Consider the following 14,362-nt stretch of genomic DNA (forward strand, 5'->3'; position numbering starts at 1 on the left):
GGCCACAGGCAGATACCCATGGCCCGCGCCATACTGAAGCCAGCCGGACAACACACCAGAACGACCCACACCGCGCTTGCGCACCCGCCTGAAAGCGCGGGCACCGGCAATCCCGACCGGGCGACTCAGGCCGCACGCCCCAGCCATTTTTGCAGCATGGCTTCCAGTTGGGGCGCCGCTACCGGCTTGGAGATGAAATCGTTCATGCCCGCCGCCAGGCAGTGCTGCCGGTCTTCGGCGGTGGCATTGGCCGTCATGGCCACGATGGGAATGGACGGATCTCGGACTCCCGTATCGGCAAGCCGGATGTGCCGAGTCGCCTCGACACCATCCATCTCCGGCATCTGCATGTCCATGAAGACCAGGTCAAATTCCTGATCGACCAGCGCCTGAATGGCGGCAATGCCGTGTTCGGCAACCTGCACACGACAGCCGAGGTTTTCCAGGATTTTCGTCGCGACCAAGCGGTTTACTGCATTGTCTTCGGCCAGCAGGACTCTCGGCGCCAGGTCGGCAATGGTGTAGCGGGTCAGGAATTCCGGATGCGGCGGTCGCGTACGCGCCTGCTCCTGTACGGCACGCCAGGCTTGCTCCTGCAGCGGCTTGTTCAGATATCCCGAAAACCCGGCCTCTCTGGCCTGCAGCGAATCACCACGAGCCCCCACGGCCGTCAGCAGGATCAGCAGCGGATCACCCAGCCCATCGGCAGCGCGCACGGCGCGCGCCAGCTCCAATCCATCCATCCCCGGCATGAACATATCGATCAGCAAGATGCCATAGTGCGTGCCGCGCTGGCTCGCGGCCTGCATCATGGCGAGGGCCTCGACTCCGCCTGGCGCGCAATCGACGTCAGCACCCCAGTTGCGCAACAGCAAGGACTGGTACTCACGCTGCGACTCGCTATCGTCCACCAGTAACACACGCTGACTGACGGCCCCCTGCTTCGGCGGCAAAGCCTCGGCCACCACATTCCTGACTGGCACCAGCGCCACATCGAAAACAAACTCGCTGCCCAGCCCCTCGGTGCTGCTTGCCGCAATTTCGCCCCCCATCAGCTCAACCAGCTGCTTGCAGATGGCAAGCCCCAAACCGGTACCGCCAAAGCGCCGTGTGGTTGAGGCATCCACCTGGGAAAAACTGCCAAATAGGCGATGGAGCTTATCCGGTGGAATGCCAATGCCGCTATCGCGCACGGCAAATCGCAGGCGAACGACCGCGTCAGTCTGCTCAAGAACGCTGCAAATGACCTGCACGCCACCACGCTCGGTAAACTTGATGGCATTGCCGACAAGATTGATCAGCACCTGCCGCAGGCGGCCGGGATCGCCACGCACCCAGACCGGAACGTCTGCGGCACACTGAAAAGCGAGGGCGATGCCTTTCTCGCGCGGACGCAGCGCCATGATGGCCGCCACCCCGTCAAGCAGGGCGTGCAGATCGAAATCAAGCTGCTCCAGCTCCATGCGACCGGCTTCGATCTTGGAGAAGTCGAGGATGTCGTTGATGACTCCCAGCAGGACATCACCACTCTGCCGAATGGTTTCCGCATACTCGCGCTGCTGTTCGGTCAGCTCGGTATCCAGCAATAGCCCGGTCATGCCCAGCACCCCATTCATGGGGGTGCGAATTTCATGGCTCATATTGGCAAGAAACTGGCTCTTGGCCTTGCTTGCCGCTTCGGCCGCATTCTGGGCTGCCTGCAGCTCGGCTTCCCGCACCTTGCGGGGCGTGATGTCCTCATGAGTGCCGGTCATGCGCAAGGGCTTACCCTCGGCATCGCGCTCGACGACCTGACCACGGTCATGCACCCAGATCCATTCGCCGTTGCGGTGCCGCATGCGGCAGTCGCAATCATAGTAAGGCGTTTCACCGGCAAAATGCTGTTCCAGCAGTCGCCCCGACTCGGCCAGATCGTCGGGATGGGCATGCTTGAGCCAGGTCTCGATGCTGATCGGCGCCAGCTCGTCAAGGGTGTAGCCGATGATTTCCGCCCAGCGCTCGTTGAACAGCACCTCGCCCGTCTGGACGTGCCATTCCCAGGTGCCTATATGCGTGGCTTCAATGATCTGCTGCAAGCGCTGGCGCTCATGCTGCAGGGCCATTTCCGCCCGCTTGCGGTCGGTAATGTCGCTCTCGACGGCGATGAATTGCAGCTTGCCCTCCTCATCGTGCAGCGGCTCAATTTCGAGAGCAATCCAGTAATGCGCGCCATCCTTGCGGTAATTGATGATTTCTGCGCGGCACGGTTGCGCCCTGCCCAGCCGCTCCGACAGATAGGCGCGCGTCTGCGGGTCTGTCAGGGGGCCCTGCAGCAATCTGCCCGGCACCTGCCCGCGCACTTCGTCCAGCGCATAGCCCGTCATGCGCTCAAAGGCCGGGTTGACCCAGAGCACCCGCCCTGCCGCATCGGCGATGACCACGGCGCTCGACGTACGGCTCAGCGCCAGCGACAGCTTGCGGGCCTCGGCCTCGTTGCTGCGCAGCCTCTCTTCGGCCAGTTTGCGAGTACTGATATCGTCAATGAAACCATGCCAGAGCACACCACCATCGGGCTGGCGCTCCGGCTTGGCGATCCCCTCGACCCAGATGGTGCCCTTGTGCGGATGCTTGACCCGATATTCGGCGTGCCAGGTTTCCAGAGCGCTGACGGACCGCTCGATACTGGCCCTTACCGCTGCGACATCCTCGGGGTGCAAGACGGCAAAGACGGCACTGGCGTCCTCGCGCACATCGGCCGGCTTGACGCCATAGACTTCCTCGATACCTGCGCTGGCGTAGGGAAAACAGCTGGAACCATCAGGGCGCAGCAGAAACTGATAAATGACGCCAGGCAGCAGGTCACCGATTTTTTGCAGACGGGCCAGCAGCTCATCACGCACCCGCTGCTGGGCAAGACGTTCCAGCACCGCACTGACCCAGCCCCCCATCAGACGTGCGAACTCGATGTCGGCCTCGTCAAATGGCCGGGCTCGCGGCGGCGCGGCCGAAAAATTCAGCGTGCCGACTACCTCGCCAGCCACGCGCAATGGTGTGCCGATATAGGTTTCCAGGCCGAACTCGCCATAGCAGGGGTGATGGGCATACTCCGAATTACCCATATGGGTAATCGCCAAAACATCATCGTGACCAAGGGCTATGGAGCAATACGTCTTGCCCAGCATAAAGTCCATGCCATCCTGCAGCACATTCCCCTCGCTGTACTGCACATCGATGCGGTACAGCTCACCCCGAATGTTGCTGATGATGGCCATCGGCAAGCCAAAATAGTCGCACCCGAGCTTGAGCGCCTTGCGCAAGAGCTCGCGCTCATCATTTCCGGTCAGCGCGGCAATGCGGTTCAGGGCTCGCAGGGCGCGTTGCTGCTGCTGCCGGTGTGCGTCAAGCAACTCACGGTCCGCCTTGAGCCGCCGATAGCAAATCAGGTTGCCCAGCGTCAGCAACAAAGGACGCAGGTCATCCGGCCAATTTGCCTCATAGCCGCCGGGGCGATTGGCGACACCGATCATGCCGACCAGTTCATCCCCGGCGAGAATGGGCAAACCCATGAATGCCAGCATCGGCGGATGCCCCGGGGGCAGCCCTCCCCGTCGCGGATCGTGGGCAGGATCGTTGGCAATCACCACCTGGCCGGAGGTCAGCACCGCACCAAAGAGCGTATCAAGCCGGGTAAAGACCAGGCCACGCGGCGCATTTTCGGCGTAGAACGCACGTGTTGCCTCATTCCAGGCAATGTTGGTAATGGCATGCGTGACCAGCTGCGGCGCGCCAGCCAGGTAACGCACTTCGCCAATGAAGCCGTACTCGCTGCCGGTTAAATGCAGCAAATCGGCAAGAGTATTGTCGAAGACGCTTTGCTCATCGCCTTCGGACAGAAAGCCGGCTTGAGCATTAACGATGGTGTTCAGCAATTGTTCCAGCATGGATTGTCCAGCAGACCGCGAAGTTGCTCGCCCGTTGAGCTTAGTTCAGGACAGCGCAAGCCGCAGCGCGCCAACAATCAGCGCCACTGATTCGGCACATCAGAAAAGACAATTGGATAAAAACCCGACCCGCCCATAAAGTTTGCTCACCAATTTCATCCTTACTGTTTGGCCAAGAAGGAGCACTCATGGGCACTATCGATTCCGTACTGAAAGAAAACCGCCTTTTCCCGCCGAGCGACGATTTCCGCGTCAAGGCCAATGTATCCGGCATGGACGGTTACAACGCCCTGTGCGATAAGGCCAACAGTGACTACGCCGGCTTCTGGGGCGACCTGGCCCGCGAACTGGTGAGCTGGAAGAAGCCCTTCACCACGGTACTGAACGACAGCAATGCCCCGTTCTTCAAGTGGTTTGAAGATGGCGAGATGAATGTTTCCTACAACTGTCTGGATCGCCACCTGGCTGCGCACGGCGACAAGACCGCGATCATCTTTGAAGCCGACGACGGTGCCGTTACCCATGTCAGCTATCGCGAGCTCTATACCCGCGTCTGCCAGTTCGCCAACGGCCTCAAGAGCCTGGGCGTGAAGAAGGGTGACCGCGTGGTCATCTACATGCCGCACGGCGTCGAAGCCATTACCGCCATGCAGGCCTGCGCGCGTATCGGCGCAATTCACTCCGTCGTATTCGGCGGCTTCTCCGCCGGCGCGCTGCGCGACCGCATCCAGGATGCCGCCGCCAAGATCGTCATCACCGCCAACGAAACCGTGCGTGGCGGCAAGACCACGCCGCTGAAGGCCATCACCGACGAAGCCATGGGCCTGGGCGGCTGCGACTCCGTCGAGAAAATTGTGGTCTTCCAGCGCACGCAGAATGCGCCGGATCACTGGGATGCCCGCAATATCTGGTGGCACGAGCTGATCAAGGATCAGGCTGGTGAATGCGAGCCGGAATGGATGAATGCCGAAGATCCGCTGTTCATCCTCTACACCTCCGGCTCCACCGGCAAGCCCAAGGGCGTGCAGCACAGCAGCGCCGGCTACTTCCTCGGCACGCAGGTAACGATGAAGTGGGTATTCGACTACAAGGAAAGCGATGTGTACTGGTGCACGGCCGATGTGGGCTGGATCACCGGCCACAGCTACATCGCCTACGGCCCGCTGGGCATCGGTGCGACGCAAGTGGTCTTCGAAGGCGTGCCGACCTATCCGGATGCCTCGCGCTTCTGGCAAATGATCGAAAAGCACAAGGTCACCACATTCTACACCGCACCGACCGCCATCCGCTCGCTGATCAAGCTCGGCGGCGATCTGCCGAAGAACTACGACCTGTCCAGCCTGCGCCTCTTGGGCACCGTGGGTGAGCCGATCAATCCGGAAGCCTGGATGTGGTATCACGAAGTGGTCGGCGGCGGTCGCTGCCCCATCGTCGACACCTGGTGGCAAACCGAAACCGGCGCCAACATGATTGCGCCGCTGCCGGGCGCGGCCGCCACCAAGCCGGGCTCATGCACGCTGCCGCTGCCGGGCATCATCGCCGACATCGTCGATGAATCCGGTGCACCGGTGGAAGCCGGCAAGGGCGGCTTCCTCGTGATCAGCAAGCCGTGGCCGTCGATGGTGCGCACGATCTGGGGCGACCCGGAGCGCTTCAAGAAGACCTACTTCCCGGAAGACTACAACGGCAAGCTGTACCTGGCCGGCGACTCCGCGCACCGCGACGAGAACGGCTACATCTGGATCATGGGCCGCATCGACGACGTGCTGAACGTCTCCGGTCACCGCCTGGGCACGATGGAAATCGAATCGGCACTGGTGGCCAACCCGCTGGTGGCCGAAGCCGCCGTGGTCGGCAAGCCGCACGACATCAAGGGCGAATCGGTCGTGGCCTACGTGGTGCTCAAGAGCAGCCGCCCGGATGGCGAAGACGCCAAGAAGATCGCCAAGGAACTGCGCGAATGGGTCGCCCACGAAATCGGCAAGATCGCCCAGCCGGATGAAATCCGCTTTGGCGACAACCTGCCGAAAACCCGCTCGGGCAAGATCATGCGCCGCCTGCTGCGTGACATCGCCAAGGGCGCGGAAATCACCGCCGACACCTCCACGCTGGAAAACCCGGCGATTCTGGAGCAACTGCGCCAGAGCGCCATCTGAGACGCTCCGACACGAGTATCAACTGCTTTCACGGCAGACACTTTGCCCCCGCCTTGTGCGGGGGTTTTTTCTTGCCGCGCCGACCTACACCAGCGCGCCTGCACTTGCAGGCGCAACCGAACTGCGGAAGGGCCGCAACAAAAATTAGCCGGGTATCGACCCACAACCTCAGCAGGCCTTTAGCTGCAGAACAATACCCTGCGTAAAGTCAGTCGTAGAGCACTGCCGCCACCACCTGCCGGCCTTCGGCGCACAGGATGTTGAACGTACGGCACAGTGCGCCGTTATCGAGAAAATCCACGCCAATCCGTGCGGCACTGAGGGCGGCATAACTGGCCGGATGGCCAAAACGCAGCGTTTTCCCGGTGCCGATCAGCACCACCTCGGGATTCAGCGCCAGAATGGCTTCGATCTCGGTGGGGCCGAGCGCAGTCAGCGCCTGCGCCGACCATGGCACGACAGCCGCGCTGGCCACGAGCACGGGTCCATGGTGGCGTTGCTGGTTGACCTCGACAAAATCGTCGCCGTAGGCGGTGAACTGGTTCAGATTGCCAGCCTTGCTTTGGTGCAGCTTCATCGGTCTCTCGCGGCAATAAAAAACAGGGCGGATTCTACCAGCCCGGGCCACGGGAATCAGCGCAATTCATCCGCCGAAGGCCGGCAAGTTTCGCTAGAATATGGGGTTTTCCCCACCCTTAGCCCCAGGCCGTTTATGGAAGCCATCCTGAAGTCCAACAAGCTGCTCAACGTCTGCTACGAAATCCGTGGCCCGGTACCGGAGCGAGCGCGGCAGATGGAAGAAGACGGCCATCGCATCATCAAGCTCAATATCGGCAACCTGGCGCCGTTCGGCTTTGACGCGCCGGAGGAAGTGGTGCAGGACGTGATCCGCAACCTGCCGGCCGCTGCCGGCTATGTGGACAGCAAGGGCCTGTTCCAGGCACGCAAGGCCATCATGCATTACACGCAGGAAAAGAACATTGCCGATGTCACGGTGGACGACATCTACATCGGCAATGGCGCGTCCGAGCTGATCGTGATGGCGATGCAGGCGCTGCTGAACAACGGCGACGAAGTGCTGGTGCCGATGCCGGATTACCCGCTGTGGACGGCCGCCGTGAGCCTGGCCGGTGGCAAGCCGCGCCACTACCTGTGCGACGAGCAGCAGGACTGGATGCCGGCGCTGGACGACATCCGCGCCAAGATCACCGACCGCACCCGCGCGCTGGTGCTGATCAACCCGAACAACCCGACCGGCGCGCTGTACTCCGACGAAATGCTGCTGGCGCTAATCGAGATTGCCCGCCAGCACAAACTGATCATTTTCGCCGATGAAATCTACGACAAGGTGCTCTACGACGGGCGCACGCACACCTCGATCGCCTCGCTGGCGGACGACCTGCTGTTTGTCACCTTCAATGGCCTGTCGAAAAACTACCGTGCCTGCGGCTATCGCGCCGGCTGGATGGTCGTTTCCGGCAACAAGAAGATCGCCCGTGATTACATCGAGGGGCTGAACATCCTCTCGACCATGCGCCTGTGCGCCAATGTCCCTGCGCAGTATGCGATCCAGACCGCGCTGGGCGGCTACCAGAGCATCAACGATCTGGTACGCCCGGGCGGGCGGCTGGCGCGCCAGCGCGACATCGCGCACGAACTGCTGACCAGCATTCCCGGCGTGAGCTGCGTCAAGCCGCAGGCGGCGCTGTACATGTTCCCGAAACTCGACCCGAAGCTGTATCCGGTCAGCGACGACCAGCAGCTGATTCTGGAACTGCTGCAGGAAGAAAAGGTGCTGCTGGTACAAGGCACCGGCTTCAACTGGCACCAGCCCGACCACTTCCGCGTCGTCTTCCTGCCGCAGGGCGACGACCTGCAGGACGCCATTGCCCGCATCGCGCGCTTCCTGGACGGCTGGCGCAAGCGCCACGGCACCTGAGGGTATACCTCCAGAGCCCTTACTAATAAAAGCAGTCAGAGCAATACACAAGAACGTATCCAATCAACATCACTGGCAATCAGGAAACGAGCAATGAAACCGATCTATGTAGGCCTGTGTGGCGTCGGCACCGTCGGCGGCGGCACGGCAACCGTACTCAAACGCAACGCGGAAGAAATCGCCCGCCGCGCCGGTCGCCCGATTGTGGTCAAGATGGCCGCCAACCGCGACCTGGAACGCGCGCGTGAAGTCTGCGGCCCGGATGTCACCGTCGTCGACGATGCGCTGGCGGTGGTCAACAATCCCGAGATCGACATCGTCGTCGAACTGATCGGCGGCACGACCATTGCGAAAGAGATCGTGCTCAAGGCCATCGAGAACGGCAAGCACGTGGTCACTGCCAACAAGAAGCTGATTGCCGAATACGGCAACGAAATCTTCGCGCGCGCGCAGGAAAAGGGCGTGATCGTCGCCTTCGAAGCGGCCGTCGCCGGCGGCATTCCCATCATCAAGGCGCTGCGCGAGGGGCTAACCGCCAACAAGATCGAATGGGTGGCCGGCATCATCAACGGCACGTCCAACTTCATCCTGACCGAGATGCGCGACAAGGGCGCGGCGTTTGCCGACGTGCTCAAGGAAGCGCAACGCCTCGGTTACGCCGAAGCCGACCCGACGTTTGACATCGAAGGCCATGACGCCGCGCACAAGCTGACCATCATGAGCGCGATTGCCTTCGGCATCCCGGTGCAGTTCGACAAGGCTTACCTCGAAGGCATCAGCAAGCTCGACGCCACCGACATCAAGTACGCGATGGAGCTGGGCTACCGCATCAAGCTGCTGGGCGTGACCCGCCGCCGCCCGAACGGCATCGAGCTGCGCGTGGCGCCGACGCTGATCCCGCAAAAGCGCCTGATCGCCAATGTCGATGGCGTCATGAACGCCGTACTGGTCAAGGGCGACGCCGTCGGCGCGACGCTGTATTACGGCCCGGGCGCCGGCGCCGAGCCGACCGCTTCGTCGGTGATTGCCGACCTGGTTGACATCACCCGCCTGCACACCGCCGACCCGGAACACCGCGTGCCGCATCTGGCCTTCCAGCCGAGCAAGCTCGCCGACCTGCCCATCCTGCCCGTCGACGAGATCGAGACCTGCTACTACCTGCGCCTGAACGCGCAGGACCAGGCCGGCGTGCTCGCCGATGTGACGCGCATCCTGGCTGATGGCGGCATTTCGGTCGACGCGATGCTGCAAAAGGAAGCGGGCGAAGCCGGCCGCACCGACATCATCATCGTCACGCACCTGGCCATCGAGAAGCACGTCAATGCCGCCATCGCCAAGATCGAAGCGCTGGCAACGATCAACGGCCCGGTGGTGAAGCTGCGCCTCGAACACCTCGGTTGATTCGCGATATCGTAGGGTGTGCAAATCCCGCAGGGGTTTGCGCACCGAATTGATTGATGCCCCGCGTGCGCAAATCCGAGATTTGCGCACCCAACATGGCTTAGCACGTAGGATGGGTTGAGCGCAGCGATACCCATCATTGCAACACCATCCATGATGGGTATCGGCCTGTGGCCTCCACCCATCCTACATTACAGGCACATACCCATGCGTTACATCTCCACCCGCGGCGGCATGGCCCCGCTTCCGTTCAGCGACATCCTGCTGGGCGGCCTGGCTCCCGATGGCGGCCTGTCGATTCCGGAAATCTATCCGCACTTCTCGCTCGACGCACTGAAGAAACTGGCCAGCCTTGAATACCGTGATCTGGCCTTTGCCATCATCCATCATTTTGTCGACGACATCGATCACGCCACGCTGCAAAAGCTGATCGACAAGACCTACACGGCCGAGGTGTACTGCAACGGCCGTGACCCGCTGGTCGCCCGCGAAATCACGCCGGTGCTGAAGCTGGAGAACAATCTTTATATCCAGGAACTCTCCAACGGCCCGACACTGGCGTTCAAGGACATGGCGATGCAGCTCCTGGGCAACCTGTTTGAACACGTACTGAGCGTGCGCGGCGAGCAGGTCAACATCGTCGGCGCAACGTCGGGCGACACCGGCAGCGCGGCCGAGTACGCGATGCGCGGCAAGAAGGGCGTCAACGTGTTCATGCTCAGCCCGCACGGCAAGATGAGCCCCTTCCAGCGCGCGCAGATGTACAGCCTGCAGGACAAGAACATCTTCAATCTGGCGGTGAAGAGCTTCTTCGACCAGTGCCAGGACATCGTCAAGGCGATCAACAATGACGCCGAATTCAAGGCGCAGTACAAGATTGGTGCGGTGAACTCGATCAACTGGGGCCGCATCGTTGCGCAGGTGGTGTACTACTTCAAGGGCTATTTTGCCGTCGCCAAGAATGTGGGTGATCCGGTGGACTTCTGCGTGCCATCCGGCAACTTCGGCAATATCTGCGCCGGCCACATCGCACGCCAGATGGGCCTGCCGATCCGCAAACTGGTCGTTGCCACCAATGAAAACGACGTGCTCGACGAGTTCTTCAAGACCGGCGCCTACCGCCCGCGCACCATCCAGGAGACGCTGGAAACGTCCAGCCCATCGATGGACATCGCCAAGGCATCGAATCTGGAGCGTTTCGTGTTCGACCTGGTCGGCCGCGACAGCAAGCGGCTTGCCGAACTGTGGCAAAGCGTCGAGAAGGGCGAAGGCTTTACCCTGCCCTCGCCCGATTTCGAGCGCATGCAGAATGTCTTCGGCTTTGTTTCCGAGCAGAGCAGTCACACTGAGCGCGTCGCGCACATCCGCGAAGTGTTCGAGAAATATGGCGTGGAAATCGACCCGCACACCGCCGATGGCTACAAGGCTGCCAAGGCCCACCGTGATCCGGCGGTCGCCATGGTGATCCTGGAAACCGCGCTGCCGGCCAAGTTCGAGGCCACCATGGTCGAAGCATTGGGCCGCGCGCCGTCCCGCCCGGAACACCTGCACGGCATCGAAGAATTGCCGCAACGCTGCGACATTCTGGAAGCAGATGTGCATGCGGTACAGGCCTTCATCCGCAGCAAGATCGCCCCTGCTGCTCAGCAGTAACGGATGCTGAAACGCAACTGATCCGCGCAAGCCATCCCGGTACGCGCCGGCATGCTGTTGGGCAGACCTGCGCCAGATGTCTTTCGCTGTGTGCTGCCGCAATGGCAGCAAGATGGCAGCAGAATCCTGCCATGCAAAACAGAAAAGCCGCAGTGCAGAACCTGCGGCTTTTCTTTGGGTATTGGCACACAAGCCAATGCCATTATTGCCCCTGGCCACATACCCTCCAGGCAGGAGCAGCGTGAACTCCTTCGCAGCCAACAAAAAACCCGCTTGCGCGGGTTTTTTGTTCTGTCGGGCAAAGCGCTTAGCGGATGCGCTTGAAGGCCAGACCTTCGGCATCGAACAGCATGGTTTCTTCCTTCGGGAAGACCAGGTTGATCTCGTCGCCATACTTCAGGCTGGTCATGGAAGCCGGCAGCTTCATGCACAGGATCTGGTTGATGCCCGGGATCTCGATGTAGGCCAGTACGATGTCGCCCAGATGCTCGATCAGGTCGACACGCGCCGGCAGCGCGTCCGGCGTGCCGGCCTCGACGAGGCGCATGTGCTCGGCACGAATGCCCATGGTCACCTTGTCACCAGCCTTGGCATTGCTGCCATCAACCGCGGCACGCACCAGCAGACCCTTGGGCAGCTTGACGGTGACTTCCGTGGCGGAGGCGGCCACTACTTCGGCTTCCAGCAGGTTCATCTTTGGCGAACCGAGGAAGCCGGCCACGAACAGGTTGGACGGGTTGTCATACATGTCGAGCGGCGTGCCCACCTGCTGGATCAGACCGGCGTGGAAGACCACGATGCGGTCGGCCAGGGTCATCGCTTCCACCTGATCGTGCGTCACGTAGATCATGGTGGTCTTCAGTTCCTGGTGCAGCTTGGAGAGTTCGACACGCATGTTCAGACGCAGGGCGGCATCCAGGTTGGACAGCGGCTCGTCAAACAGGAAGACCTTCGGATTGCGCACGATGGCACGGCCGATGGCCACGCGCTGGCGCTGGCCACCGGACAGGGCCTTGGGCTTGCGCTCCAGCAGGTGGGTGATTTCCAGGATTTCGGCGGCCTTTTTCACGCGCTCGTCGATTTCCGCCTTCGGCGTGCCGGCGAGTTTCAGGGCAAAGCCCATGTTTTCGGCGCAGGACATATGCGGATACAGGGCGTAGGACTGGAACACCATCGCGATGCCGCGCTTGGACGCGTGCACGTCGTTGGCCAGCGTGTCGCCGATGTAGAGTTCGCCGGCGGTGATGTCTTCCAGGCCGGCGATCATGCGCAGCATGGTCGACTTGCCGCAACCCGAGGGGCCGACGAAGACGACGAATTCGCCGTCCTGGATGTCCAGGCTCACGTTCTTGATGACGGTGACGTCCTTGGTGTAATTCTTCTTGATGTTCTTGAGTGTAACCGAAGCCATTTTCGATTCCTTGCTATTTATATGTGTTGGATTCTGTAGGTAACCTGCTTACTTCACCGCGCCGTCCATGCCGGAGATAAAGTAGCGCTGGGTGAAGGCAAAGAAGACAAGCACCGGTACTACGGTCATCACAATCGCAGCCATCAGGATGTTGTCCGAGGTCGCAAACGGACCGGTCAGATCATTGAACACGCCCACGGCCAGCGGCAGCTTTTCCTTGGAGGTCATCACGATGGACGGCCACAGGTAGTCGTTCCAGGCGTTCACCAGCGTGAAGATCGCCAGTGCCGCGATCGACGGAGCAGTAACCGGCACCATGACCTTCCAGAGGATCTGCATTTCGGTCGCGCCATCCACACGGGCGGCGTCGATCAGGTCCTGCGGGATGGCTTCGAAGGCCTGCTTCATCAGGAAGATGCCGAAGGCGCCGGCGAAGTTCGGCACGATGGCGCCGAAATAGCTGTCCAGACCAATCCACGCACGCATATTCCAGTCAGAACCCAGGCCAATGCTTTCCTGAATCCAGTTGCCGAAATCACCGAAGTGCTTGAGCGTGATGAAGTTCGGCACGATACCCACTTCGGATGGCAGCATCATCGTGGCGATGATGGCGACGAAGATCAGACCGCGACCCGGGAACTTCATGCGCGCCAGCGGATAACCCGCTAGCACCGAAATCGCCACCACACCAATGATGGTGAAGAAGGACATGATGGTCGAATTCTTCAGGTAGGTCAGGAAGGGCATTTCCTGGAACACACGCTCGAACCACATGAAGCTCGGTTCGTGCGGCCAGAAACCGGCCGGGAAGGTGTACATTTTGGAGGCGTCAACGGACAGACCGGAGCACAGCGCCCAAACGAACGGGAAGGTGGTGAAAATCGCAAAGGCAATCAAGCCGGCGTAATGCCCGGTCAGCCCCAGCGCTTGTCGTACGGATTTACTCATTGCCATGATCAGGATTCCTCGCTGTTTTATTTCTTGTCGCCGAAGAAACGGAACTGGATGATCGCCAGGATCATGCAGAAGAAGGTCACTACCAGACCGGCAGCAGCGGCACGGCCAAAGTTGTAGTTGCGGAAGGCCTGGTCATACACATAGAACAGCGCGGTGTAGGTATCGGACTGGCCCTTGGTCAGCACGATCACTTCCTGGAAGGCCTTCATCGCGGCAATGGTCGACAGCAGCGTGCACAACAGGATGGTCGGCTTGACCATGGGCACGGTGATCTTCCAGAAACGGTCCCAGGCATTGGCGCCATCGAGAATCGCCGCTTCTTCCACCTCGGCCGGAATGGCTTGCAGGCCGGCAAGGTAGAGCACCATGTAGTAGCCCAGACCCTTCCAGAAGGTGAAGACCATCACGGAGTAGATCGCGATGTCGGGATTGCCGATCCAGTCGATTTCGACACGGGTGAACTCGCCCTGCAGCATGCCGAGTGCATGGCCGATCCAGGTCAGGAAGCCGTTGAGCATGCCGTCATACTTGTAGACGAATGCCCAGGCCACGCCAGCCACGGAGATGGCGGTGATGACGGGAATGTAGTAGGTAGCACGGAAGAAGGTCATGCCCGGCAGCTTGTTGTTGACAAGCTTGGCAATGACCAGAGCGGCGAGCTGGATACACGGAACAACCAGCAGATACAGCAGCGAGTTTTTCAGTGCACTGTGAAACAGCTCTTCTTCGTAAATGTATTTGAAGTGGGCAAAGTCGTTCCAGGTTGCGGTGCCATCGGCAATCGCATAATCCTGGAACGCCAGATAGGTGTTGTAACCTACCGGCCAGAAGGTAAAGATGGCCATCAGGATCAAGGCTGGCGCCAAGAACAGATAGGCAACGGCGGTGTAACTGCTGGAGTTTTTCACGGCGTAACTCGACTGTG

Annotated in this window: 9 protein-coding genes; 4 read left to right on the plus strand and 5 right to left on the minus strand. The window is 60.8% G+C overall.

Annotated elements, in window-relative coordinates; all coding sequences use genetic code 11:
- Positions 1-125: 125 nt before the first annotated feature.
- Entirely contained in the window at positions 126-3,920 is a 3,795-nt protein-coding gene (locus C515_RS22550) for a PAS domain-containing protein (protein WP_051304846.1), read from the minus strand.
- A 188-nt stretch (positions 3,921-4,108) separates the two neighbouring features.
- Between C515_RS22550 and acs the strand changes: the two genes are divergently transcribed.
- Positions 4,109-6,076, plus strand: a complete 1,968-nt coding sequence (gene acs, locus C515_RS0110650; RefSeq protein WP_028455527.1) for an acetate--CoA ligase — start codon at positions 4,109-4,111, stop codon at positions 6,074-6,076.
- Between the two features lie 208 nt (positions 6,077-6,284).
- Here acs and C515_RS0110655 read toward each other — a convergent pair whose 3' ends face one another.
- Positions 6,285-6,653 (minus strand): Mth938-like domain-containing protein, encoded by a 369-nt coding sequence (locus C515_RS0110655; protein ID WP_028455528.1) that lies wholly within the window; start codon positions 6,651-6,653, stop codon positions 6,285-6,287.
- A 135-nt stretch (positions 6,654-6,788) separates the two neighbouring features.
- Here C515_RS0110655 and C515_RS0110660 point away from each other — a divergent pair, with 135 nt between their 5' ends.
- From C515_RS0110660 to thrC, 3 genes are all read left to right on the plus strand, one after another.
- A complete protein-coding gene (locus tag C515_RS0110660) occupies positions 6,789-8,015 on the plus strand; it encodes a pyridoxal phosphate-dependent aminotransferase (protein ID WP_028455529.1) in 1,227 nt (408 codons plus the stop codon).
- A gap of 93 nt (positions 8,016-8,108) precedes the next feature.
- Positions 8,109-9,416: a homoserine dehydrogenase gene (locus tag C515_RS0110665; protein ID WP_028455530.1), complete on the plus strand. Its 1,308-nt coding sequence runs from the start codon at positions 8,109-8,111 to the stop codon at positions 9,414-9,416.
- A gap of 207 nt (positions 9,417-9,623) precedes the next feature.
- Positions 9,624-11,069: a threonine synthase gene (gene thrC, locus C515_RS0110670; protein ID WP_028455531.1), complete on the plus strand. Its 1,446-nt coding sequence runs from the start codon at positions 9,624-9,626 to the stop codon at positions 11,067-11,069.
- A gap of 307 nt (positions 11,070-11,376) precedes the next feature.
- On the opposite strand, the gene C515_RS0110675 is transcribed toward thrC, so the two are convergent.
- Genes C515_RS0110675 through C515_RS0110685 form a run of 3 tightly spaced genes read right to left on the minus strand, consistent with a single transcriptional unit; the run spans position 11,377 to position 14,345 of the window.
- Positions 11,377-12,480: an ABC transporter ATP-binding protein gene (locus C515_RS0110675; RefSeq protein WP_028455532.1), complete on the minus strand. Its 1,104-nt coding sequence runs from the start codon at positions 12,478-12,480 to the stop codon at positions 11,377-11,379.
- 48 nt (positions 12,481-12,528) lie between these two features.
- On the minus strand, positions 12,529-13,428 hold the full coding sequence (locus tag C515_RS0110680) for a carbohydrate ABC transporter permease (RefSeq protein WP_051304847.1): 900 nt from the start codon (positions 13,426-13,428) through the stop codon (positions 12,529-12,531).
- 26 nt (positions 13,429-13,454) lie between these two features.
- Positions 13,455-14,345, minus strand: a complete 891-nt coding sequence (locus C515_RS0110685) for a carbohydrate ABC transporter permease (protein WP_028455534.1) — start codon at positions 14,343-14,345, stop codon at positions 13,455-13,457.
- Positions 14,346-14,362 lie beyond the last annotated feature (17 nt).

Source organism: Chitinilyticum litopenaei DSM 21440 (assembly GCF_000428145.1).
Classification (GTDB): Bacteria; Pseudomonadota; Gammaproteobacteria; order Burkholderiales; family Chitinibacteraceae; genus Chitinilyticum; species Chitinilyticum litopenaei.